This window comes from Pseudomonas syringae (genome assembly GCF_023278085.1).
In the GTDB taxonomy this organism is placed as follows: Bacteria; Pseudomonadota; Gammaproteobacteria; order Pseudomonadales; family Pseudomonadaceae; genus Aquipseudomonas; species Aquipseudomonas syringae_Q.
This window is the reverse complement of sequence record NZ_CP066265.1, coordinates 2,363,675-2,388,653: the sequence shown is the minus strand read 5'-3', so window position 1 is coordinate 2,388,653 and position 24,979 is coordinate 2,363,675. Positions and strand designations below refer to the sequence as shown.

The window sequence follows — 24,979 nt, the reverse complement described above, 5'->3', positions numbered from 1 at the left end:
CAAAATGCTTGCAGAAAGTTTGGAATACCATAATATGACATTCCATAAACCGACTGCTTTGTCAGGTACACCCGCCAAGGGACAGCATCAATAAAAGCGCCTGACCGCTTCAAGTTTCAAGGCCCATTGGACCTACTGCTCCCGACTAAGCGGGCGACAAAAGCCCGCTCAAAAACACAACAAATGAGGGCGTGAACATGGTGTTGAACAAACGTGCAATGGCCGTTCTGGCGGCTGGCGTGCTGGCTTTATCGAGTGCCGCCGCCAGCGCCGCCGACAGCGTCAATTTCGTGAGTTGGGGCGGCTCAACCCAGGACTTCCAGAAACAAGCCTGGGCAGCGCCGTTCAGCAAGGCCAGCGGCATTACAGTGGTGCAGGACGGCCCAACCGACTACGGCAAACTCAAAGCCATGGTCGAAAGCGGCAACGTGCAGTGGGACGTGGTCGACGTCGAAGCCGATTTCGCTCTGCGCGCCGCCAGCGAGGGCCTGCTGGAGCCACTGGACTTCAACACCATCAAACGCGACGAGATCGACAAGCGCTTTGTCACCGATCATGGCGCAGGCTCATTCTTCTTCTCCTTTGTGCTCGGTTTCAACGAGAGCAAGGTAGGCGCCAAACCGCCTGCGGACTGGTCCGCCATGTTCGACACCAAGACCTGGCCTGGCAAGCGCGCCCTGTACAAATGGCCAAGCCCCGGCGTACTCGAACTGGCGCTGCTGGCCGACGGCGTAGCACCCGACAAGCTCTATCCGCTGGACCTTGATCGCGCCTTCAAGAAACTCGATACCATCAAAAAAGACATCGTCTGGTGGGGCGGCGGTGCGCAATCGCAGCAGCTGCTTGCCTCCGGCGAAGTGTCGATGGGCCAGATGTGGAACGGCCGGGTCTACGCCCTGCAACAGGATGGCGCGCCAGTGGGTGTGAGCTGGAAGCAGAACCTGGTCATGGCTGATTTTCTGGTCGTGCCCAAAGGCGCCAAAAACAAGGACGCTGCGATGAAGTTCATCGCCAATGCGACCAGCGCCAAAGGTCAGGCCGACTTCTCCAACCTCAGTGCCTACGCGCCGGTGAACACCCAAAGCATTGCGCGACTGGACTCTACACTGGCGCCTAACCTGCCGACCGCGCACGTCGCCGACCAGATCACGCTCGACTTCGCCTACTGGGCCAAAAATGGTGCCGACATTGCGACACGGTGGAACGAATGGCTGGTCAAGTAAAAATGACGGCTGTCGTCTCTGGTCAATCCAACCCGGCCGGTGGTGCGTCCAGCACCGCCGGTGCGGCCTGTAACAAGGCGACGAGCATGCAGCCACCCTCTTCCCTCGCGCAGCGCTGGCGTGGCAGCCGTAACCTGCTTCCGGCGCTGTTGTTCCTGGGTCTGTTTTTCTTCGCACCATTGATCGGCCTGCTGCTGCGCGGCGTACTTGAACCGGTGCCCGGTCTGGGTAACTACGAGCAACTGTTCGCCAACTCGGCCTATTCCAGGGTGTTGCTGAACACCTTCTCGGTCGCCGGGCTGGTCACGCTGTTCAGCCTGCTGCTGGGCTTCCCGCTGGCCTGGGTCATTACTCTGGTGCCACGCGGCTGGGGGCGCTGGATTCTCAACATCGTGCTGCTGTCGATGTGGACCAGCCTGCTGGCCCGCACCTATTCGTGGCTGGTTTTACTGCAGGCTTCGGGCGTCATCAACAAGGCGCTGATGGGCATGGGCATCATCGATCAGCCGCTGGAGATGGTGCATAACCTGACCGGTGTGGTGATCGGCATGAGCTACATCATGATTCCGTTCATCGTTCTGCCGTTGCAGGCCACCATGCAGGCCATCGACCCCATGGTGTTGCAGGCCGGTTCGATCTGCGGTGCCAGCCCATGGACTAATTTCTTCCGGGTATTTTTGCCGCTGTGCCGTCCAGGGCTGTTTTCCGGTGGCTTGATGGTGTTTGTCATGTCGCTCGGCTATTACGTCACACCCGCGTTGCTGGGTGGCGCACAGAACATGATGCTGCCCGAATTCATCGTCCAGCAGGTGCAGTCGTTCCTCAACTGGGGGCTGGCCAGTGCCGCCGCTGCGTTGCTGGTCCTGATCACGCTGGTGTTGTTCTACTTCTACCTGAAGCTCCAGCCGGAATCTCCGGTCGGCGCCAGTAACGCGAGGTAAACCGCCATGCTCCTGACACCCAATGCCATGAGCCCCGGTCTGCGCACGGGTCTGTACCTGACCACCGCGCTGATCGCGCTGTTTCTGTTGCTGCCGATCCTGTTCATCATCCTGCTGTCCTTCGGTTCATCGCAATGGCTGGTGTTTCCACCACCCGGCTGGACGTTGAAGTGGTATCAGCAGTTCTTCTCCAACCCGGACTGGATGGCGGCAGCGATGTCCAGCCTCAAGGTTGCAGTCCTGACGACCATTGCCTCGGTAGCGCTGGGCCTGCCGACCGCTTTTGCGCTGGTACGCGGGCGGTTTCCGGGACGCGACATTCTGTATGGCGTGTTTACGTTGCCGATGATCGTGCCCTTGGTGATCATCGCGGTGGCGGTGTACGCGCTGTTCCTCAAGCTCGGCTATACCGGCACGCTGTTTTCCTTCGTCGTCAGCCATGTGATTGTCGCCCTGCCGTTCACCATCATCTCGATCATCAATTCGCTGAAGCTGTTCGATCAGTCCATCGAAGACGCTGCGGTGATCTGTGGCGCATCGCGTTTGCAGGCGATCTGCAAGGTGACCTTCCCCGGCATCCGGCCAGGCATGATGGCCGGCGCGTTGTTTGCGTTTCTGGTCTCGTGGGACGAAGTGGTGCTGAGCGTAATGATGGCCAGCCCGACCCTGCAAACCCTTCCCGTGAAAATGTGGACCACGCTGCGTCAGGACCTGACGCCCGTCATCGCGGTCGCCTCAACGCTGCTGATTGCGCTGTCGGTGGTGATCATGTTCATCGCTGCGACCCTGCGTCGTCGTAACGAAGCCAGGAGTATTTCATGAGTGCAGTGATCCAAGACCCTTCCACCCCGCAGCAAAAACCGCTGGTCGCGCTGTGCAACCTGAACAAGCATTACGGCAATTTCGCTGCCGTCGACGACATTTCCCTGGATATCCAGGACGGCGAGTTCCTGACCTTTCTGGGCTCCAGTGGCTCGGGCAAAAGCACCACGCTGTCGATGCTGGCCGGGTTCGAAACACCCAGTTCAGGCGAGATTCTGGTGGGCGGCAAATCGCTGGTGAATGTACCGCCGCACAAGCGTGATATCGGTATGGTCTTTCAGCGCTATTCGCTGTTCCCGCACCTGTCGGTGCGCGACAACATCGCGTTCCCACTGGCCATCCGCAAGCTGCCCGCGGCCGAGCGCGAAAAGAAAGTCGATGCGATGCTCAAGCTGGTGCAACTGGAAGAATTTGCTCACCGCCGCCCTTCGCAACTGTCCGGCGGCCAGCAACAACGGGTCGCCATTGCCAGAGCGCTGGTCTACGAGCCGCGCATCCTTCTGATGGACGAGCCCCTCGGCGCGCTGGACAAAAAACTGCGTGAAGATTTGCAGGACGAACTGCGTCAGCTGCACCGTCGGCTGGGCATTACCATCGTCTACGTGACCCATGATCAGGAAGAAGCCATGCGCCTGTCACAGCGCATTGCGATTTTCAGCCACGGCAAGATTGTCGGTCTGGGCAGCGGATACGATTTGTATCAGAACCCGCCGAATGCCTTTGTCGCCTCGTTTCTCGGCAACTCGAATTTCCTCAGGCTCAAGGCGCAGGGCAATGCCGTTGCCACGTTCGAAGGCAACTCACTGGCGATTCGCCTGACTGCGGGGCTGACGACCGATCAGGACGTGCTGCTGATGGTGCGTCCGGAAAAGGCTCAGGCGTTGAGTGTTTCTCAGGCGGCTGCCACACCGCTCGAAGCCGGCTGGAATGAAGTCAGCGCGAACGTCACCGAGGTGCTGTTTCTGGGGGAAAGCCAGACCTGCTCGGTGGTGACCACGGGTGGCACGGCAATGACCGTCAAAGCGCTATCGGCCACCGGCATGCCGCTCCAGGCCGGTGATCCGGTGCGTGTACGCTGGGCCGCCGCCGATGCCTGTATCTACACCGAATGGAGAGACAGCGACCTGAACAAGGCAGCAGGCGCGCACTGACAATGATCAGACAGGCGCATGGTGCAAGGCGAAGTAATCGCGCAGGAATTCCACGGTGACGCGAATCTTCGCCGAGCTCATCAGCGGTGATGTGTGCACGGCCCAGATATCGGCATCTTGCCGATACTCGGGCATGACCTGAATCAGCCGACCTTCAGCCAGCTCGCTGCGTACATCCCACAGCGAACGCAATAACAGCCCTCTCCCGTCCAGGCACCACTGGCGGGCGATTTCGCCGTGGTTAGTCGACAGGCTGCCGGTGACCTTCACGGTTTCCGCACCCTGCGGCCCGTGCAGATGCCAGATGCCAAACGGCCGGTCGCGCTCCTTGATGACCAGGCAATCGTGATTGGCCAATTCGCCAAGGCTGATGGGCGTGCCGTGCTGCTGCAGATAATCCGGGCTCGCACACAGTACCCGCCAGTTGCGCGCCAGATGCCGGGCACGCAAATGCGGTGCGATTTCGTTGCCAACACGAATATCCAGATCCACGCCCTCCTCGATCAGGTCCACCAGCCGATCCTGAATATCCAGCCGTATGTCCAGCTTCGGGTAGCGCGCCGCCAGCTCCGACAAGGCAGGCGCCACAAAGCGGCGGCCGAAACCCTGACTGCTGACCACCCGCAACAGGCCGCTGGGCTCGCCGTGCAAGGCCGCGACTTCATCGCCCATCTGCTGCACGGATTCCAGAATGCCCTTGGCCCATTCGTAGACGCGCTCGCCGTCTTCGGTGATCGACACTTGCCGGGTGGAGCGATGCAGCAGCGCCACGCCCATGTTCTGCTCCAGCAGCTTGACGCGCTTGCTGACATACGCGGCAGACATGCCCAGCTCATTGGCAGCCCCCACGAAGCTGGAACGCCGCGCAACATGAATGAACACATTCAGGTCATCAAGGTTTGGATAATTCACGGTTCGTGTTTTCTCAATCCATTATTCGACTGATTATCTTTGTAGTGTGCGCTTATAACATGAGTGACCTGCATAACACATTCATCGCAAATCATTCGCCTGGAGTGCTGACCATGAACAACAAGAAACTGCGCATTGCTGCGATTGCCGGAGACGGCATCGGCCTTGAAGTCCTGCCTGAAGGCGTCAAGGTGGTCCAGGCGGTTGCCGCGAAACACGGGATCGAGCTGGAATTCGAGTACTTCGAATGGGCCAGCTGCGATTACTACCTGGCGCACGGCAAAATGATGCCCGACGACTGGTTTGAGCAGTTGAAAGGTTTCGATTCGATTTTCTTCGGTGCCGTGGGCTGGCCGGACAAAGTGCCCGACCACATTTCCCTGTGGGGCTCGTTGCTCAAGTTTCGTCGCGAGTTCGATCAGTACGCCAACATCCGCCCGGTGCGACTGTTCCCCGGCGTACCCTGCCCGCTCGCCAATCGCAAACCGGGCGATATCGACTTCATCGTGGTGCGGGAAAATACCGAAGGTGAATACTCGTCGCTGGGCGGAATCATGTTCGAAAATACCGAAAACGAGTTCGTCTTGCAGGAGTCGGTGTTCACCCGTCGCGGCGTCGACCGCATTCTCAAATTCGCTTTTGAAATGGCCAGCAAACGCGAGCGCAAGCATGTCACCTCGGCGACCAAATCCAACGGCATGGCCATCAGCATGCCCTACTGGGACAAACGCACCGAGGCGATGGCCAGCCAGTACCCGGACATCCGTTGGGACAAACAGCACATCGACATTCTCTGCGCACGCTTCGTGCTGCAACCCGAGCGCTTCGACGTGGTGGTGGCGTCCAATCTGTTTGGCGACATCCTCAGCGACCTCGGCCCGGCGTGCGCCGGCACCATCGGCATTGCACCGTCAGCCAACCTTAACCCGGAGCGTAATTTCCCGTCCCTGTTCGAACCGGTGCATGGCTCGGCTCCGGACATCTTCGGCCAGAACATCGCCAACCCGATCGCGATGATCTGGTCAGGCGCACTGATGCTGGAATTCCTGGGGCAAGGCGATGAGCGTTTCACGACGGCGCATGACGACATCATCACCGCTATCGAACAGGTGATCGCCAGTGGCGAGGTCACGCCGGATCTGGGCGGCACGCTTTCGACTCAGCAAGTGGGGGCAGCGATCGCCGAACGGCTTGGCGCAGCCCGTTAGGCGGTTCACTCGACCTTCGGCGGCGTGCCCCGCTGTTCCAGCAACTCCACGAAGCGGGTCAGGCTGCGCGACACCGTACCCCGGCGCCAGATCAGCCAGGTGTGCAGGTAGCGAAACTGCTCGGACAGCGGCCAGACACTGACCGTGGCGCAGCCAGGCATGCTTTCGAGCATGCTGCGCGGCATCAGCGCCAGCCCGGCACCGGCGCTGACGCAGGCCAGCATGCCGTGGTAAGACTCCATCTCATGGATCTTGCCCGGTACTGCGGCGTCGTCGGTGAACCAGCGCTCAAAGTGGTGCCGGTACGAGCAGTTGGCACGAAACGCATAGATACTTTCACCACTGACATCACGTCCACGCTTGACCGGGGTGTGCTTGAGCGGCGCAATAATCACCATCTCCTCTTCAAACACCGGCACCCCCTCCAGCGACGGGTGCAGCACCGGTCCGTCAACGAACGCCGCAACCAGTCGCCCGGCCAGAACTCCGTCGATCATGGTGCCGGACGGTCCGGTCGAGAGGTCCAGTTCGACTTTGGCGTTTTGCTGGTTATAGGCCGCCAGCAATGCAGGAATACGCACGGCGGCGGTGCTTTCCAGTGAGCCCAGCGAGAAAGGCCCTTGCGGCTCTTCCCCGGACACAGCCGAGCGCGCCTCCTGGACCAGATCCAGAATCCGCCGGGTGTAATCGAGAAAATTCCAGCCGGCGGGCGACAGGCGCAAGCGATGCTTTTCGCGAATGAACAGGTCAACGCCGAGGTCTTGTTCAAGCTGCTTGATCCGCGTGGTCAGGTTCGAGGGCACGCGATGAATCTGCTGCGCAGCGGCACTGATGCTGCCGTGCTCGGCAACGGCCTTGAAAATCTCCAGCTGGACCAGATCCATATTTTTCTCCATACGTGAACAATACGATCATTATTATTCAGTTTTCGAAAGCATAGCACGCCGATATGCTGGTCCCACTCTCCACCTCAACAGGATGGCGCAATGACCACTGTCAACAGCAACACCCACGCAATCTCGATCAACCCGGCGACCGGCGAACAGATCGGCCACTATCCGTTTGAATCAGAAGCGGTGCAGGACAGCACCCTTTCGCGTGCGGCCAGCGGTTTTGCGGCCTGGAAGCGCAAACCTGTGCAGGAACGTGTGCAGTTGATCGTTGCTATGGGCAAAGCCCTGCGCGACGACGCTGACAACATTGCCCGAATGATCAGCCAGGAAATGGGCAAGCCAATGGCTCAGGCAAAGGGCGAGGTCGAGAAATGCGCGCAGCTGTGCGACTGGTACGCGGCGCACGGCCCGGCGATGCTGGTGGCCGAAGCTACTCAGGTCGAGCATGACAAGGCGCGCATCGAGTACCGTCCGCTTGGCCCTATTCTTGCGGTGATGCCGTGGAACTTCCCAATCTGGCAGGTGCTGCGTGGTGCGATTCCGACCTTGCTGGCTGGCAACACCTATGTGCTTAAGCATGCGCCCAACGTGATGGGCTGTGCTTATCTGATGCGTGATGCGTTACAGCGAGCGGGTTTTCCGCAAGGCGTGTTCGAAGTGCTCAATGTGCTACCCGAAGGCGTTTCAAGCGCCATCGCTGACCCGCGCATTGCGGCCGTTACGCTGACCGGCAGCGTGCGTGCCGGTCAGGCGATCGGTGCTCAGGCCGGGGCGGCACTGAAGAAATGCGTGTTGGAACTGGGCGGCTCCGACCCGTTTATCGTGCTCAATGACGCCGACCTTGATCAAGCCGTAAAAGCTGCGGTGATTGGCCGGTTTCAGAACACAGGGCAGGTGTGTGCGGCGGCCAAGCGTTTGATCATCGAGCAAGGCGTGGTGGAAGAATTTACCCGTCGGTTCGTCGAGCAGACGCGCCAGCTGGTGGTGGGTGATCCCCTGTCCGTCGAGACCTACATCGGGCCGATGGCGCGCTTTGATCTGCGCGACGAGCTTGATGCCCAGGTCCAGGAAACGCTGGCTGAAGGCGCAACGCTGTTATTGGGCGGCAACAAGACGGATGGCCAAGGCAATTACTACCAGCCAACCGTGCTGGGCGACGTCACCGACCAGATGACTTCATTCCGCCAGGAACTGTTCGGCCCTGTAGCCTCGATCATCACCGCCCGCGATGCGCAGCACGCCCTGCAACTGGCCAACGACAGCGAATTCGGCCTGACCGCGACGGTGTATACCCGCGATCTGGCGCTGGCAGAGCGAATGAGCGAAGAACTGGAGACCGGCGGCGTGTTCATCAACGGCTACAGCGCCTCAGACCCTCGCGTGAGCTTCGGCGGCGTGAAGAAAAGCGGTTTTGGCCGCGAGCTTTCACACTTTGGCGTACGCGAGTTCTGCAATGCGCAGACCGTGTGGCGGGATCGTCACTGAAGTATCCGAGGGACAACACTTATCGTGCCCATGCGTGAGGAACGAGAGGTGCCCGAAAGTACGCTATCGTGCCCATGCTCCGCGTGGGCACGCCGTTCTGGACGCTCAGCGTCCGTTTTTCATACCTTGCGCGACGCGATCAGTCGTCGCCGGTTTCTACGACCGCAGGCTCACCAATGGTGTAGAAGTGCCCGCCAGCAACATAGTGCAGGCTGCGCCATTTCGGATCGGCTTTTTCGAACTCCCAGTGCCCGTCGTTGAAGACACGCGTATCGGCCCAGGCCCCCACCACTTCGCCAATGAACAGGTCGTAAGTCTGTTGATTGTGCGGCTCGGGAATGACCTTGCAGATCAGCCACGCCGAGCATCCGACCACCAGCGGCGAGTCGTGACCGTCGATGCGGAACAGGTCAACGTTGGCCTTGTCCAGCTTGTCCGGGGTGAAGACCTTGCTCTGGGTGCCGACGTCGAAGGTCATCTGCAATTGGTCCAGATTGGGCACCTGCAGCGCAAAGTATCCGCTCTTCTCGACCAGCCCGCGGGTCTTGGTCATCTTGTCGATCACCAGCGTTACTTTGGGCGGCGAGAAGTCCAGCGCACAGGCCCAGGCCGCAGCCATGACGTTATGCGTGCCCTCGTGGCTGGATGACACCAGCACGGTCGGCCCGTGGTTAAGCAAGCGGTAGGCTTTTTCCAGCTCGACCGGACGAATGTGATTGTCCACTTGAAACCCTCGGAAACATGATTCGTACCGCTACCGGCAGAGCCGCGAAATAAGGCATGCTGTGTGCGCCAGTCGCAGTGAATCGCGCGGCTTCAAGCATCCTTTCACCGACTCGCAAGGCATCGGATTGAGCAGCATAGACAGCCACAACTGCAAAGTGTTCGCCTTGATCCTCGCGGCAGGCAGCAGCACACGTTTTGAGGGCGATAAACGCCAGGCGCTGTTGCCCTGCGGTCGTACCTTGCTGACGGCCAGTCTCGACAACGCCAGAAAAGCATTCGCTCATGTAGCCGTGATACTGCGTAAGGACGATGACAGCAAAGCACTCGGTATTCCCGCCGAGATAACGATCATCCGTAGCGAATACGCCGGCCTGGGCATGGGCCACAGTCTGGCCAGCGGGATAGCTGCGGTGATGAACTCGTCAGCCGATGCAGTGGCCATATTGCTCGCAGACATGCCATGGATACAGCCGCAAACCTTGCGCAAGCTGGCCACGCTGGCTGACCCGCAGCGTATTGCCCTGCCCATGCATGAAGGCCAGCGCGGCCATCCCGTGATCATCGGGCGCCGGTTCTGGCCGGAACTGCTGAAACTCGAAGGCGATCAGGGCGCCAAGGCACTGATCACCCACAACCCCGAGCTGTGCGATGTAATGGACTGCGACGACCCAGGCATCCTGCGCGATGCAGACACACGTTCGGCACTTGCTATGGCCTGCCGGCAACACCTTGCAGATCGCTGCGACTGACACCGTTGGCAACCCGCAGGATATCGGCCATCACTGCAATCGCAATTTCCGCAGGTGTCTTGCTGCCCAGGTTCAAACCGATGGGCGCGTGAATGCGCTCCAGCGCTTCGGCATCCAGCCCGCCAATCCGCGCCAGGCGCTCGAGACGTTTGCTGCTGGTGCGCATCGAGCCCATTGCACCGATATAAAACGCCTCGGTGCGCACGGCTTCGAGCATGCTCAAGTCATCCAGTTTCGGATCGTGAGTCAACGCCAGCACCGCCGTGGAGCTATGACAGCCGCCTTCGGCAATGAATACGGCCGGCAAGACCCCGCGCACCTCGACGCCCGGCATCGAGAACCCCGCAGTGACTTCGGTACGCGGGTCACAGATGATCACTTCGTAACCCATGGCCACGGCAAAACTGGCGCAGAATTCGGCGACGGGCGAGAGTCCGGCAAGCAGCACGCGGTAGACCGCGCCCATGCGCACACTGATGCGTTCGCCGTTGATCTGCACCCGCGCCTCACCCAAAGCGGCAGGCCCGACGTCTCTCTGCACGCCGCCCAGTTGCACCTCTCTACTGACCAGTTGGCGTCCGGCCAGCGCGTGTTCGATGGCCGCCAGATGCGCATCCGCTTCAGCGCTCGGCGCAATGAACTCAATCAACACATCCAGCACGCCACCGCAGGGCAACGCCCGCGTTGGCGCAAGTCCGCCATCACCGTAACGAACCACCTGATTGACTGGCTGAAACTGTCCGGCAGCGACGCGTTCGAGAAAATCCTCTTCCACGCAGCCGCCAGACAGCGAGCCGCGATGCTCGCCACTGTTCAGCGCCACCAGCATTGCCCCCGGCCCGCGCGGGGCCGAGCCAAAAGTCGAGAGCACCGTACACAGCCAGACCGGCTTGCCACTTGCCAGCCAGTCACGCGCCTGCTGTACCACCTGCAAGTCGAGTTGTTTCATTATTACAACCCTGCCATCAGTTTTTCCTTGGTGATCGGCAAGCTGCGCACTCGTTTGCCGGTTGCGTGATAGACCGCATTGGCCACCGCCGCGGCCAGCCCGGTCACACCGATCTCGCCAATCCCGCGCACACCGAACTCGCCCAGGTTGTAATCCGGGTAATCGAGCAACAGGACATCGATGTCCGGCTGATCGGCATGCACCGGCACTACATACTCGGCGTAGTTGTTATTGACCGGCATGCCACTGCGCGGGTCGTACTCGGCGGCTTCGAACAGCGCCATGCCAATGCCCATGACAATCGCGCCTTCTACCTGATTGCGCGCTGCCAGCGGGTTGACCACCTTGCCCACGTCAATGGCGCTGACCACCCGCGAAACCCGCAGGCTGGAAATGCCCGGATCCCAGCGCACCTCGACAAAATGCACGCCGAACGACCGGAATGAGTACTTGCCGGCTTCAGGCATGCCGCTCTGGAAGTTGCCCTCGGCACGCGACAGGCGCTGCCCCTTCAGCACGTCGACAAAACTGGCGCGTTGCTCGCCCATCACCAGTTGTCCGTTGTCGACCTTGATCGACTCGGCGTCCTGCCCGGCGAATACCGCGTCTTTGCTGACCGCGTATTGGCGCAGCTTCTGCAGCGCTTCACGCGTGGCACCGGCAATCGCCGGCATGACGCTGGCGGTGACCCACGAACCACCGGAAACGGGGCCTGCCGGAAAGGACGAACTGCCCAGTTCCACTTCGACACGCTCGATCGGGATGCCGGTCAACTGGCTGACCGTCTGCGCAACGATGGTGTAGGTCCCGGTGCCGATGTCCTGCAAGCCACATTGAGCCAGTGCAGTGCCGTCGGAACGCAGAATGACCCGCGCATCGGTTGGCACCTGATAGGCCTCCCAATTGCACGCCCCCATGCCGTAGCCGATGATTTCATCGCCTTCACGCATCGAACCGACTTCAGCCTTGCGCGCATGCCAGCCGAAACGCTCGGCGGCCTTGTCGATCGCTTCCGGCAAGTGGTTGCTCGACCACGGCAAGCCCATGCTCTGATCCATATCAGACAGGTTCAGCTTGCGGAACGCCAGCGGGTCCATGCCACTGGCCAAGGCCATTTCGTCGATGGCCGACTCCAGCGCAAACAGGCCCGGTGCCGCACCCGGTGCGCGCATTGATGTGGGCGTACCGCGGTTGATCGGGCTGATCTTGTGGCTGACCAGGACGTTATCGCAGGAATACAGACTTTTAGTCACGCCACCGCAGTTCTCGGTGTAGTCATCGAGCATCGAGGTGTTGTTGAGCGACTCGTGCCGGATCGACACCAGTTTGCCACTGGCATCGGTGGCCAGGCGCAGGCGCTGGCGGGTTTCCGGACGGTGACCCACAGTGGTGAACATCTGCGCACGCGGCAGCACCAGTTGCACCGGCCGGCCTGTGACTTGAGCCGCAGCGCAGGCCGCCACGGAGTGCGGCCACGGCCAGAGCTTGCCGCCAAAACCAGAGCCAATGAACGGCGCTCGCACTTCCACGCGGTCAGGCGACAGGTCGAATACGTTGGCCAGCAGGTTGCGGTGATTGACCACGCCTTGCGTGCTTTCGTAGACGAACAGCTTGCCGTCCTGCCACCACGCGGTACTGGCGTGCATTTCCATCGGGTTATGCACTTCAACCGGCGTGGTGTAAGTCTGGTCGATCTGCGTCTTGGCGCTTTGAAACGCGCTGTCCGGGTTGCCACGGTTATGGCCCGCACCGCCGTCACGCACGCCATTGACGCGCATGCCTTCCCGCAGGTCCTTGACCGCCGGGCGCTGTTCGTAATCGACCGTCACGCGATGAGCCGCCGCCCTCGCCTGCTCGAAACTTTCGGCGACCACCAGCGCGACGAACTGACCGGGGTAGTAAACCCGGTCATCCTCAAACGGCAGTCGGTGCTCGTCGGCTTTGCTCGCCGAGAGCATCTTGGCAAAGCTCAGCTTGGTATTGGGGGTGCGGTGCAGCGTGGGGAAGTTGCCATGATGAAAGACCTCGACCACGCCAGGCATGGCTTTCGCCTGCTGGTCGTTGATGGCCGCCACGCGGCCGTTGCCAATGGTGCTGTAAACGCCATAGGCATAGAGCATCTTGTCCATGGGATGGTCTGCGGCGTAGCGCGCTTCGCCACTGACTTTCTTGCCGCCGTCGATACGACGCTGCGGCGTGCCGATAATGTTTTCGCTCATGAGAAATTCCTAGGCCGTGAGGTCACGAAGATTGCGGACGATGACCTGCTGACCCAGCGGGATCTTGAAGGCGTTGTGTTCGTAGGCGCGCGAGCCTTTCATCGCCAGCTCTGCGACCCTGGCGAAGGTGTTCATGTCGGCACGCTGACCGATCAGCGCCCGCTCGGCCTCGAGGGCGCGCCACGGCTTGGTGCCCACGCCGCCCAGCGCAATACGCGCATCAGTGATGCGCTTGCCATCCATGACCAGAATGACCGCGCTGGACGCCAGGGCGAACTGGTACGAGGTGCGGTCACGCAGTTTCAGGTACGACGACCGGCCGCCTGACAGCGGTGCATCCAGAGTTACGTGGGTGATCAGTTCGTGAGGTGCGAGCGCATGTTCGCGCTGCGGCGTGTCACCGGGCAGCAGATGAAAATCGGCAAATGGAATATCCCTTGTGCCGCTGGCACTCTGAACCGTGACCTGCGCACCGATCGCTGCCATGCCGACGCACATGTCCGACGGGTGCGTTGCAATGCAATGATCGCTGGTGCCGAGCACGGCATGCACGCTGCGATTCAGCCCACCGATCGCCGCGCAGCCCGAACCTGGCTGACGCTTGTTGCACGCTGACACGTTGTCGCGAAAATACGGGCAGCGCACGCGCTGCATGAGGTTACCGGCCGTGGTGGCCTTGTTGCGCAGCTGGGTAGACGCTCCGGCCAGCAGCGCTTCGGACAATACCGGGTAACGCTGCTGCACCAGCGGATGGCTGGCCAGGTCGGTGTTGCTGACCAATGCGCCAATGCGCAGACGCCCGTCAGGCAGGGACTCGACCTGTTTCAGCGCCAGGTGGTTGATGTCCACCAACTGCTCGGGCTGCATCACATCGAGTTTGACCAGATCGAGCAACGTGGTACCACCTGCCAGGTAAAAACGCTGGCCCTGACCCGACGCCGACGTGACCGCCTGTGCGGGCGAAGCAGCCCGTGCGTAATCGAAAGTTCGCATCAGACGGCTCCCCCCATTTTCGAACGCGCCGACTGCACGGCCGAGAGAATGTTCTTGTAGGCACCACAGCGGCAGATGTTGCCGCTCATGGCTTCTCGCACGCTGGCGTCATCGGACGGAATGTTCGGGTCCTTGAGAATCGCGACGGCGCTCATGATCTGCCCCGAGGTGCAATAACCGCACTGATAGGCGTCGTGCTCCCAGAAGGCTTCCTGAACCGGATGCAGCTTGCCGTTCTCGGCCAGACCTTCGATGGTGGTGATGCTGTCGCCCTGATGCTGCACCGCGATGGACAGACAGGAATTGATCGCCACACCGTTGACCAGCAACGTGCACGCGCCGCACTGACCATGGTCGCAGCCTTTCTTGGTGCCGGTCAGTTGCAGACGGTCACGCAACACGTCAAGTAGCACGGCATTGGCGGGCACGTTCAGGGTATGCACCTGGCCGTTGACCTTGAGCTGGATACGGTGTTCACCAGCCGCAGGCGCATCACTGTCTTCAATCACCGGCGCGACCGCTGCCGCCGGCGCCGCTTGCAGCATGCCGTCGGAGGGTATCCAGGTGGACAGTGTGGCGGCGGCGATGCCCGACGCGCCGAACTTCAGAAAGTTGCGGCGCGAAGGCTGCACAGCACTGCTGTCGACAGCAGGTTCCTTGTGCTTTTTAGGTTCAGTCATCAGGATCACTCGGTAATAGCCGACGCTGCTATCAAGCGACGGGCGTTGTTTTAGGTCAGCGACCGGGGCGTGCTTCTGCTCGTTGACCTGTTATTTTTTCATCAGTCATGAGAGCCAAAACGCTATCACCGGCATAAGTGTTTAACTGGTCTGCGCCGCTAAAGTTCCAACGCATTGACCGGCGTCTGTTTCCGGAGGTTGCGGGAACAGCACACGAAGGCCTGTTGACCCTAACAGCTGCTGGAAGCCCTGATTAGCCAGCCAGATCGGCTAGCGGTCATGAAAATTACTCATGAATAGACGGCAAAAGGGCGAAACGCTCGCGCCAGCAGGCGAAGCGAAGGCGCGAACAGGGATGCACAGATCTGTGCGACGGGTAGCGGGCAGCTCAAGACTCGTCCGGAAATGACGATATATAAGTTCAGGAAGGTCTAGAGGCGTCTAAATCGGGGCATTGATGCCCGAAAGGATGATGGCACCTCGCAACGGAGGCCCGGATTATGCGAAAATGCCGTGTCTTCGCCGAATGGCACCATGGTTTTGCGCAGCCGGCGTATAAAAATACGCTTCAGGCGTGTCTCCATGCCCCAACGCGGCGTCTCAGACTCCGTGAACAGGCTGACCAGGTGTGCTTCGCTTGGGTGTAACCGGACAGGCTTCGGACACCGCAGCATACCGACAGAGCAAAAATGTCACTCATGACGCTGAATCCAACGATGATAAGAAGCCAGCGCAGCAGGACATAAATTGAGGTCTCGAGCGGTATTATATTGGCCTTGTATGTCCACCTCTAGTCCCTGTGGGTGCGAGAGTTTGTCGCACGCGTCGAAGCGTGTGACAGGCCAGCCCCTCAGGAGCAGTCGGCGGATGGCGTTTATCAGATGGATGACAGTAATGTTTAAGAAAGTGAATACGGCCCTGCTGGGTATGGCCATCTCCATGGGCATCATGCCCGTGCATGCAGCTGAAACCAAAAAAGTCGACGTGCTGCTCGTTGGCGGCGGCATCATGAGTGCAACCCTCGCTGTCTGGCTCAATGAGCTGGAGCCGAGCTGGTCGATGGAAATGGTCGAGCGTCTCGACGGCGTCGCCGAAGAAAGCTCCAACGGCTGGAACAACGCCGGCACAGGTCACTCGGCGCTGGCCGAACTGAACTACACCCCCGAAGACAAGAACGGCAACGTCGACATCTCCAAGGCGATCGAGATCAACGAAGCGTTCCAGATCTCCCGTCAGTTCTGGTCCTGGCAGGTCAAGACCGGCGTCCTGAAAGACCCGCGCTCGTTCATCAACTCCACGCCGCACATGAGCTTCGTGTGGGGCGACAACAACATCCAGTTCCTGCGCAAGCGTTACGCAGCATTGCAAGCCAGCCCGCTGTTCAGCGGCATGCAGTACTCCGAGGACCACGAGCAGATCAAGAAGTGGGTTCCGCTGATGATGGAAGGTCGTGACCCGGCGCAGAAGCTGGCCGTGACCTGGAGCCCGATCGGCACCGACGTCAACTTCGGCGAGATCACTCGTCAGTTCGTCGCCAATCTGAAAGCCAAGCAGAATTTCAACCTGCAGTTGTCGAGCGAAGTCGAAGACATCAATCACAACGACGACGGCACCTGGCGCGTCAAGTACAAGAACCTGAAAGACGGTACCGTCACCGAAACCGACACCAAGTTCCTGTTCATCGGCGCCGGCGGTGCGGCTCTGCACCTGCTGCAAGAGTCGGGTATTCCTGAAGCCAAGGAATACGGCGGCTTCCCGGTTGGCGGTTCGTGGCTTGTCACTGACAACCAGACCCTGGCCATGCAACACATGGGCAAGGCCTACGGCATTGCTTCGACCGGTGCGCCACCCATGTCGGTTCCTCACCTGGACACCCGTGTCCTGGACGGCAAGCGCGTGATCCTGTTTGGCCCGTTCGCGACCTTCTCGACGAAGTTCCTGAAAAACGGTTCGTACTTCGATCTGCTGACCAGCACCACCACTCACAACGTATGGCCGATGACCCGCGTTGGTATCGAACAGTACCCGCTGATCGAATACCTGGCAGGTCAGGTGATGATGTCTGACGACGATCGCTTTGCTGCCCTGAAAGAATACTTCCCGAACGCCAAGAAAGAAGACTGGCGCCTGATGCAAGCCGGTCAGCGCGTACAGATCATCAAGCGTGACGAAGAGAAAGGCGGCGTTCTGAAGCTGGGTACCGAAATCGTTGCTTCCAAGGATGGCTCCATTGCCGGTCTGCTGGGCGCATCGCCAGGTGCATCGACCGCAGCGCCAATCATGCTGGGCGTGCTTGAGAAAGTCTTCAAGGACAAGGTAGCGACTCCGGAATGGCAGGCAAAACTGCGCCAGATCGTGCCTAGCTACGGCACCAAGCTGAACAACAACCCGGACCGTGTTGCCGAGGAATGGGCTTACACTGCCGAAGTTCTGCAGCTGACCCCGCCACCGCCGGTGAACAAGACAGGTAATGCTCCAACACCTGCACCTGCTGCCCAGCCAGCGAAAAGCAATCCAGCCAGTGACATGGCTCTTTAAGGCTCTCACAGCTTGAAGCGAAGCCCCGCCAGACCTCGTCTGGCGGGGCTTTTTAATGCTCGCGACAGAATCAGCCGCAAAAACAGTTAAAGCTACGCATCCTCGTGGCACCTGTTATGGTGACCCGCTTCCTTCCATCTCTGGCTGACGCCAGCAGAGCTGCATGACCCAAGTCTCCGCGCCGCACCTTCGCGGCAACCTCGCATTTCTTGCGCTGTCCATCTGGGCCACCGGCCGCCCGAAGCATTGTTGCGGCTGAAGAAACCTGTCCGAATTGTTACGACTGCCCGCCGCACCAGAGCAGCGACTGACTGTTCCTGGCTGAAACACCCAATGGAGTTCACGTAAATGATCGAGCAGACACTCGAAGCAAGCCCCGATGCCGCTCTCGAAGCCGCGCTTGCCGAATGTGCACGTGAACCGATCCGTGTTCCTGGCGCAATTCAGCCCCACGGTGTATTGCTCAGCGTCGCGGGCCAGCCTCTTTGTATCGAACAGGTCAGCGCCAATTGCTTAAAAACGTGGGGGCTGGACAGCGAAGCGCTGCTGGGTAATCCGCTTTGCGTGCTGCTGTCGCCAGAACATTCGGCGCTTATCGATCAGGCGTATAACCACCCCGCCGTCCCCAACAGTGATCCGATAAGGCTGACGGTGGGGGCTGTCGAATACAGCGCTTCACTGCATCGTGCCGGAGAGGTGTTGATTATCGAGCTGGAGCCTTATGTCGAAACGGCTCACGAACAGTCCAGAATCATTACCCGCGTGTTGCGCAACTTGCAGGCAGCCACCACTCTGGAAACCCTTTTCGATATCGGAGTTCACGAAATTCAGGCGCTTACCGGTTACGACCGGGTGATGATTTACCGCTTCGAGCCCGAAGGCCATGGCAAGGTGGTTGCGCAGGCATTGACCGGACCGCTGCCCAGCTACAGCGGCTTGAACTTCCCTGGCTCGGACATTCCCGCCCAGGCGCGCGAGTTGTATCGCCTGAACTGGATTCGGGTCATTCCCGACGCAGCCTATGTACCTGTCCCTCTTGTACCGATCCTGCGCCCTGTCGGCGGGCAACCGCTCGACCTGGGCTTTTCGACGCTGAGAAGCGTGTCCCCGGTGCATTGCGAGTACCTCAAGAACATGGGCGTACGCTCATCGATGAGTATCTCGCTGCTGGAGGGTGGCGAACTGTGGGGCCTCATCGCCTGCGGCCATCCCGAGCCGCTGTTGGTGCCCCGGGAATTGCGCGACGCCTGTGCAATGATAGGGCAGCTGCTGTCGGTGAAAATTTCTGCAATCGTCGCGACGCAGATCCAGCGTGAGCGGGAAGAAAAAGTCGTCCTGCTGCGGCAACTCGCCGACGCCATGAGCCGCGCCGATCATGACATTCTGGACGGTCTGATGAGCCGGCCGGAGCTGCTGCAGTCGCTGACACTGGCGGACGGTGCTGCGGTTCTGATAGGTGATCGCATTCATCTGTTCGGTAACTGCCCGACCACCGATGAAGTGCGCGCTCTGTACCTCTGGATACGCGACACGGGACTGCCCACTCAACGGATCACCCAGCAAGCGAAAGGTTTGCAGGGGCTGGGCGTTTTTCATACGGACTCGATGCAAAAACTCCACCCGCAAAGCGCCGCCTATCGAGCGGTGGCCAGCGGGATCATAGCGTTCACGTTGCCCAAGCCGGTCGATAACGCGGTCATATGGTTTCGTGCCCAGCTCACCTCTACCATGGACTGGAGCGGCGACCCGGCCCACCATGTCAGCGTCAGTTCCGTAGGCTCCGCGAGCCATCGCCTGCGACCGAGGCAATCTTTCGAAGTCTGGAAGCAAGAGGTTACCGGCATCGCCAGACCATGGTCCCAAGGCGATCTTTATGGCGCTGAAGACCTGCGCCGCTCCGCTCTGGAAATCGATCTTGAGCGCCAGGTGCAGCGTGAGCAGGAAGCGGTGCGCCTGCGTGACGAGCTGGTCGCAGTGGTCTCCCATGACCTGCGCAACCCGATGTCCATCATCATCATGCAGTGCGGCATGATGCAGCGCTGGACGGTCGGCGATTCGAACTTTGAAAATCGCAATATCCGCCGCGCACTGAGCACCATCGAAAAAGCCACAACCCGCATGAACAGCCTGCTGGAGGACCTGCTCGATACCGCCCAGATCGAAGCCGGTCGTTATCAGCTGTCGCGCCTGGCGCTGAGCGTCACCAGCCTGCTGGAAGAAGCATGCAGCCTGCTGGTCATGCTCACGACCGAGAAGAATATCGAGCTCAACTGCAGCGCTGCGCAGGGTCTGGTGATCGACGCAGACCCGGAACGGATCTTCCAGGTGCTGTCCAATCTGGTCGGTAACGCCATCAAGTTCACCCCGAAGGGAGGCCGGATCAATATTGAAGCGGTCGCCCATGACAACGAGGTGCTGTTCAGGGTCAGTGATGACGGGATCGGCATCCCGGCAGAACACCTGCCGTACATTTTTCAGCGCTACTGGTCGGTCAAGGAAGGCAACCCGCGTGGCAATGGCCTGGGGCTCTATATCTGCCAAGGCATCGTCACCGCCCACGACGGCCGTTTATGGGCAGAAAGCTCGCTCGACTCAGGCAGCGTGTTTTCTTTCACGCTTCCCACCCATCAGGGGCTGGACACCGTTGGCGAGACGACTTTTCTGAAACAGAGCGGCACCACTCACCGCCTGGCCCAGTCGATCTCCAGCAAACTGGAGCGTCAGCAACTGGAAGACCGCCTGACCCGTGCAGGGCTGCTGAACGAGCTGAATCACCGGGTTAAAAATACCCTGGCAACCGTTCAGGCCATTGCCTCTCTCACGGTCAACAGCTCCGCCTCTCTTGATTCCTTTCGCAAGAGTTTCGATGCGCGTCTGTTTGCACTGAGCCAGGCTCACGACACCCTGGCACGCGCAGAATGGATTTCCACCGAACTGGTCGATCTGATAGAGCAACTGCAGGAGGTGGACGGCGGCCAGCACAGGATTACCTTCAAAGGTGATCCGGTCACGCTGGAGCCGCGGGCTTCACTGACGCTTTCAATGGTGCTCCATGAGTTGATGACCAACGCAGTGCAACACGGTTCGCTCTCTTCATCGACAGGCCAGGTGACCGTGATTTCCACCTTGAATAACCAACATAATCCACCCACGCTGACTATCGAATGGCTGGAAACAGACGGCCCGTCGATCACCCCCAGCAAGGTGAAAGGCTTCGGCTTTCGCTTGATACGCCGCAGTATCGAGCGGGAGCTCAAAGGTCAGGTCGACATTCAGTTCGCCAGTACCGGTATCGGTTGTTCAATGCTGATCCCTTGGCCAGACAAACCGGAAAGCAGGCTATGAGTGTCGAATCAAATGAAACTTCGCTCCCCAGAGTGTTGCTGGTCGAAGACGAGACCATGCTCGCGATGCTGATGGAAATGATGCTCGAGGACCTGGGTTTCGCGACCGCCTACCATGCAAGCACGCTGAACGACGGTGTTGAATACGCCCGCAACGGCGAGTACGACCTGGCCATACTGGATATCAACATTATCGGTGGCACCTCGTTTCCGATAGCAGCCGCCATAGCCGATAGGGGCATACCCTTCATGTTTTGCTCGGGGTACGGGCGACTGGGTATTCCTGATACATGGGTGGACCGCCAATGTGTTGCCAAGCCTTTCAGTGCAGATCAGTTGAGCCGGGCTCTGAGCGATCTGCTTCACGTGTGATCAAGGCGCAGAGTTTTTTTGCAAACGGCGAACGATGGCCATCATCACGATCCAGATGTTTGAAATGTGTCAGGCAATAATGGAAAACTGATTGAAAGCAGGACTGGTGATACAAGCCAGGCGGGGCGCGAAAGTCAGGCCGGGGTTGGTCCCGGCCTGATTCAATCAAGAGGCGATGGTGGTTTCCTCCGGCCCCGGCCACTCGCTGTCAGGTATGTCCATGATGGTGCCGTCCTTGACGCCATCGATCTCGTACTGGGTCAGGTAGTCCCTGAGATGATCGGAGAAACGGTCGACGCGGGTCTCCTGCTTGCCCTCCTCGATCAAACCTGGAATCAACATGGCCAGCGCGCCTATTCCGGCGGCCGCAATCCCCAGGCTGCCCGCCAGCAGTGGCAAGGCGCGAACTACGCTGCCTGTCAGCTGGAAGACGCCGGCCGCGCCTTCGGCTGCTGACGCCAGGCCAGCCATTGCACCCAGTGAGCCCGCAGTGATGCTCATGCCGCCAGCCACCAGCTCACCTTTACGGATCGACTTCACGCCATCGAAGATGCCATAAGCCCCGGCAGCCACACCGGCCAGTCCGCCAAGGCCTTTGGCGGCGTTTTCCAGTTTCGACAGATTGCTGGTGATGTAGGCATAGGCGGACGGGTTGGCGGTGTCTTTAACGGCTTTGAACTTGTCGGTGAAATGCTTGACGCCGCCTTCAACCAGCAAGGTGGCGCTTTGCACCGAGCCGGTAGTGATGTCGACGACCTGCCGATCAGTCAAAGCACCCGCGCCGCTGGCCCCCTTGGCGATGGTGATACCGGCCATGAACAGGCCGCTGACACCATGCAGGACACCCGCATTGGACGCCGCCTTGATCGAAGAATCCTTGCTGAACAGGCCCAACTCGGAAATCGACTTGGTGCCCTGGCGCAGCAGATCCCAATTGCCTCTGAACACCCCCAAAATCTGGTCGGAGGTGGCAGGCTTGCCGTCGGCATTCATTAACAATTCGGGATTGCTCTCGGCAACCTGATCGATCAGTGACCTGACCTTCGCCTCGTCCAGCGTATCGCCGCCATCAACGCCGAAAGCCGTCTTCAGGTCATCGAAACTGGCATCCTTGAAGACGTTATCCTGCGCGATATCGGTGTAGTTTTTGGTGGCGGCGTCATCGAACTTATTGGTGAACTCCGGGTTCAGCGCAGCGTTGTACATCGCCACTTCCATGCTGAACTGGCTGGTTGCCACCTCGAAGCTTTCGGTCTTGAGCAGCTCTTTCAGACGCTCACCCGAGACCAGGGATTTTTCATAGAACGATTCGAAATCCTTGTTGTGGGTGGACTTCTGCACGGCTGCCTGAATTTCGCTCGGGTTGCTCACGCCCAGTGATTCCTGAACGCTTTGCGCCGAACTGTAGAATTGCGCCAGTGCGGTCTGCTGATCAGTCTTGCCGTCCTTGGTATTGGCGTCCCACAGCGTGTCGAGTGCCTTGCCGGTCTTGATGTCGTTGTCGTAGGTGCTTTGCAGTGCGTTTTTCAGGCCCTCGCTGCCCTCCAGCACCTTGCTCAATTCACTGGTCGCGTTCTCGTTGTAGAACTTGACCACTGCAGGGTCTTTTTCGAGCGTCGCGATGTGCTCGTTGACGTCATCGAGCAGCTTCTGCGCGTCAGGATGGCTGCGCACATTGTTGGCAATCTGCACCTGGGACTTGTCATCCTTCCACATGCCAGTGCCACTGCCCTTGACGATCAGGCTTTGTGCAGCCTTGAGTTCCTGCAGAACGGCAGCCTTCTGTTCGGCGGTGTAGTTTTGCGGATTATCGAACACGTCCTTGTTGAGCGCGTCGGTATTGACCTTGTTGAGCAGGTTGCCTTCGGCGACGACTTCCAGCAGCGTGCCGACCGCACCGACGTCTTTCGGGGAGGCAGTCTTGATGAAAGCCTGAATATCAGCACGACTGGCCTTGCCATCGGCGCCTTGCTCAAGCGGGCTTTTGGCGTTATCCAGCAACGCAAAGGCACCGGGTTGCGACCAGAAATCCAGCGCCTCCTTGACCTCTTTGTCGAGCTGCGGGTTCTTGTCCTTATAGGCCGCCAGCGCTTCGGCGTTCATGTTCTTCGAGCCGGTCTTGCCCTTGATCGCGTCATGGTTTTCGTCGAGGATCGCGGCGTACCGGGCGATCTGCTTCGAGGCGTCATCTGCGTCGGGGTTGGCCTTGAGAAAATCCTTGTAGCTGCTGATGTCTTCGCTTTTCTTCAGTTCGGGCAACGCATCGAAGCCCAGTTTGCCGAAGTCCTGCAAGCGGCCAGCCTCGGTGCCATGTCTGGCCTCGGCGCCTTTGGTGAAACCATCGACGCGGCTGTTGAACACATCACCGCCTGACTGGATCTCGCCCTTCTCGTTGTACATCGTCACCCGGTCGAGCACCTGAGCGGCGCGAAACGCAGCGTTGGCATCCTTTTCGAAATCACCGACCCGCTCTTTGAGCATGTCCTTGACGCCGCTCTGGTTACCGAGATTCTTGAGCAGCGGATTGGCGTCGATGATGTCCTGAGCCGAGCGCTGGTCATCCTTGGGCAGCTCCCACATAAAGCCGAGCTTTTCGGCCTGCTCGCGAGTCTGCGTGTTGTCACCGGCGACTGACACATTGGCCATTTCGCCCTTGAGACTGGAAAAGCCGTCCTTGCCGAAATCCTGCAACCGGCCGGCTTCAGTGCCGTTGCGGGCCTCGCCGCTTTTGGTGAAGCCATTGATGCTGCCGTTGGCGACGTCACCGCCGACAATCCGCGCACCGTTGCCGTCGAACTGTTCGATATGCGCCAGCACCTGAGTGGCACGATAGGCGGCGTCAGCGTCGTTATCGAAATCGCCGACCTGCTCTTTCAGCATGTCCCTGACGTCACTCTGATTACCCAGATTCCGGAGCAAGGGATCGCCTTCGACAATGCTCCTGGCGTCCCTTTCATCACCTGCCGGACGCTCCCAATGGATGCCCAGTTTCTCGGCCTGCTCGCGGGTGGCAGAGTCGTTGGCGGCGGATCTTGTTTCATGCAGTTTGCCTTTGAGGCTCGAAAATCCGTCCTTGCCGAAATCCTTCAGACGACCGGCCTCTGTGCCGTGTCTGGCATCGCTGCTGCTGGTGTAGCCGTCAATGCGATTGTTACCGATGTCCTTGCCCGCCAGACGGTCGCCGTTGGCATCGAAGGTTTCAATGTGTTCGAGCAGTTGCACGGCACGAAACGCAGCGTTGGAGTCTTTGGTGTAGTCGCCAACCTGAGCAATCAGGTTTTCCTTGGCCTCTCCCTTGTCGCCGCGCCCGCCCAGATTTTTCAGCAATGGGCTGTCGTCGATGATTTGCTGTGCAGAGCGTTTGTCGTCGTCAGGCAATTGCCACTGGATACCGACCTCTCTGGACTGCTGTACAGCCTGTTCCCAGGCTTTGGCGTCCGCTGGATTAGTGGGTTTTTCAGTGGTGATCTTATTAACAGTCGTCATTGTTTTTCCTTCCATTGGTCACCCGAAACTTCCATCGCTACAGCGCTGCCTGCACAGCTAAAGCGGCGCTGTCATGGATTGAACGGGTGCGAGCCGGGCCTTTGCAGGCAGAGGCGCGGAGCCTGGATAACTGTCAGGCGTCCGCTATCGGGATTGATTAAAACGGCTTTGCATTAAGAAGGGATGACATCACCGGAAGAGTTGCTGAATAACGGATAGCCGGAGTATTGAATAGGCACTCAACGCGATTGTTCATAAAGTGCGCACTCGGGTAAGGAAACACATTCA

General features: G+C 59.6%; 18 protein-coding genes. 10 read left to right on the top strand and 8 right to left on the bottom strand.

Features of this window, described 5'->3' with window-relative positions:
• The first annotated feature begins 197 nt into the window (after positions 1-197).
• The 4 genes from I9H07_RS10700 to I9H07_RS10685 are packed head-to-tail and all read left to right on the top strand — an operon-like array spanning position 198 to position 4,137.
• The gene (locus tag I9H07_RS10700) at positions 198-1,223 is read left to right on the top strand and encodes an ABC transporter substrate-binding protein (RefSeq protein WP_024673147.1); all 1,026 of its coding nucleotides are present in this window, start codon (positions 198-200) and stop codon (positions 1,221-1,223) included.
• Entirely contained in the window at positions 1,208-2,164 is a 957-nt protein-coding gene (locus I9H07_RS10695) for an ABC transporter permease (RefSeq protein ID WP_024673146.1), read from the top strand. The genes I9H07_RS10700 and I9H07_RS10695 overlap by 16 nt, the downstream gene beginning before the upstream one ends.
• A 6-nt stretch (positions 2,165-2,170) precedes the next feature.
• Positions 2,171-2,986 (top strand): ABC transporter permease, encoded by an 816-nt coding sequence (locus tag I9H07_RS10690; protein ID WP_024673145.1) that lies wholly within the window; start codon positions 2,171-2,173, stop codon positions 2,984-2,986.
• On the top strand, positions 2,983-4,137 hold the full coding sequence (locus I9H07_RS10685; RefSeq protein WP_236423299.1) for an ABC transporter ATP-binding protein: 1,155 nt from the start codon (positions 2,983-2,985) through the stop codon (positions 4,135-4,137). The genes I9H07_RS10690 and I9H07_RS10685 overlap by 4 nt, the downstream gene beginning before the upstream one ends.
• A gap of 6 nt (positions 4,138-4,143) precedes the next feature.
• Here I9H07_RS10685 and I9H07_RS10680 read toward each other — a convergent pair whose 3' ends face one another.
• Entirely contained in the window at positions 4,144-5,049 is a 906-nt protein-coding gene (locus tag I9H07_RS10680; RefSeq protein ID WP_058824588.1) for a LysR substrate-binding domain-containing protein, read from the bottom strand.
• A gap of 113 nt (positions 5,050-5,162) precedes the next feature.
• Between I9H07_RS10680 and I9H07_RS10675 the strand changes: the two genes are divergently transcribed.
• Positions 5,163-6,257, top strand: coding sequence for a tartrate dehydrogenase (locus tag I9H07_RS10675; RefSeq protein WP_024673142.1), 1,095 nt, complete (start codon positions 5,163-5,165; stop codon positions 6,255-6,257).
• Between the two features lie 5 nt (positions 6,258-6,262).
• On the opposite strand, the gene ptrR is transcribed toward I9H07_RS10675, so the two are convergent.
• Positions 6,263-7,141, bottom strand: a complete 879-nt coding sequence (ptrR, locus tag I9H07_RS10670; protein ID WP_058391259.1) for a putrescine utilization regulator PtrR — start codon at positions 7,139-7,141, stop codon at positions 6,263-6,265.
• 102 nt (positions 7,142-7,243) lie between these two features.
• Between ptrR and I9H07_RS10665 the strand changes: the two genes are divergently transcribed.
• Positions 7,244-8,635 carry an aldehyde dehydrogenase family protein gene (locus tag I9H07_RS10665; RefSeq protein ID WP_236423298.1) on the top strand — a complete coding sequence of 464 codons (1,392 nt, stop codon included), beginning with the start codon at positions 7,244-7,246 and terminating at the stop codon, positions 8,633-8,635.
• A 139-nt stretch (positions 8,636-8,774) separates the two neighbouring features.
• On the opposite strand, the gene I9H07_RS10660 is transcribed toward I9H07_RS10665, so the two are convergent.
• The gene (locus I9H07_RS10660) at positions 8,775-9,359 is read right to left on the bottom strand and encodes a flavin reductase family protein (protein WP_024673139.1); all 585 of its coding nucleotides are present in this window, start codon (positions 9,357-9,359) and stop codon (positions 8,775-8,777) included.
• A gap of 127 nt (positions 9,360-9,486) precedes the next feature.
• Here I9H07_RS10660 and I9H07_RS10655 point away from each other — a divergent pair, with 127 nt between their 5' ends.
• Positions 9,487-10,110, top strand: coding sequence for a nucleotidyltransferase family protein (locus I9H07_RS10655; protein ID WP_024673138.1), 624 nt, complete (start codon positions 9,487-9,489; stop codon positions 10,108-10,110).
• Here the strand turns inward: I9H07_RS10655 and I9H07_RS10650 are convergent.
• Genes I9H07_RS10650 through I9H07_RS10635 form a run of 4 tightly spaced genes read right to left on the bottom strand, consistent with a single transcriptional unit; the run spans position 10,070 to position 14,951 of the window.
• Positions 10,070-11,059: an XdhC family protein gene (locus I9H07_RS10650; protein WP_058391257.1), complete on the bottom strand. Its 990-nt coding sequence runs from the start codon at positions 11,057-11,059 to the stop codon at positions 10,070-10,072. The two genes, I9H07_RS10655 and I9H07_RS10650, sit on opposite strands and share 41 nt — an antisense overlap.
• A 2-nt stretch (positions 11,060-11,061) precedes the next feature.
• A complete protein-coding gene (locus I9H07_RS10645) occupies positions 11,062-13,278 on the bottom strand; it encodes a xanthine dehydrogenase family protein molybdopterin-binding subunit (protein ID WP_024673136.1) in 2,217 nt (738 codons plus the stop codon).
• A 9-nt stretch (positions 13,279-13,287) separates the two neighbouring features.
• On the bottom strand, positions 13,288-14,271 hold the full coding sequence (locus I9H07_RS10640; RefSeq protein ID WP_058391256.1) for an FAD binding domain-containing protein: 984 nt from the start codon (positions 14,269-14,271) through the stop codon (positions 13,288-13,290).
• Entirely contained in the window at positions 14,271-14,951 is a 681-nt protein-coding gene (locus I9H07_RS10635) for a (2Fe-2S)-binding protein (protein ID WP_236423297.1), read from the bottom strand. Before I9H07_RS10635 ends, I9H07_RS10640 begins: the two co-directional genes overlap by 1 nt.
• Before the next feature lie 894 nt (positions 14,952-15,845).
• Between I9H07_RS10635 and mqo the strand changes: the two genes are divergently transcribed.
• The 3 genes from mqo to I9H07_RS10620 all read left to right on the top strand — a co-directional run bounded on the left by mqo (position 15,846) and on the right by I9H07_RS10620 (position 21,205).
• Complete coding sequence (gene mqo / locus I9H07_RS10630; protein WP_236423296.1) at positions 15,846-17,489, top strand: malate dehydrogenase (quinone); 1,644 nt, start codon at positions 15,846-15,848, stop codon at positions 17,487-17,489.
• Between the two features lie 348 nt (positions 17,490-17,837).
• Complete coding sequence (locus I9H07_RS10625) at positions 17,838-20,834, top strand: ATP-binding protein (protein ID WP_024673132.1); 2,997 nt, start codon at positions 17,838-17,840, stop codon at positions 20,832-20,834.
• On the top strand, positions 20,831-21,205 hold the full coding sequence (locus I9H07_RS10620; protein ID WP_024673131.1) for a response regulator: 375 nt from the start codon (positions 20,831-20,833) through the stop codon (positions 21,203-21,205). Before I9H07_RS10625 ends, I9H07_RS10620 begins: the two co-directional genes overlap by 4 nt.
• A 165-nt stretch (positions 21,206-21,370) precedes the next feature.
• Here I9H07_RS10620 and I9H07_RS10615 read toward each other — a convergent pair whose 3' ends face one another.
• On the bottom strand, positions 21,371-24,691 hold the full coding sequence (locus I9H07_RS10615; protein ID WP_236423295.1) for a type III effector HrpK domain-containing protein: 3,321 nt from the start codon (positions 24,689-24,691) through the stop codon (positions 21,371-21,373).
• Positions 24,692-24,979: the final 288 nt, after the last annotated feature.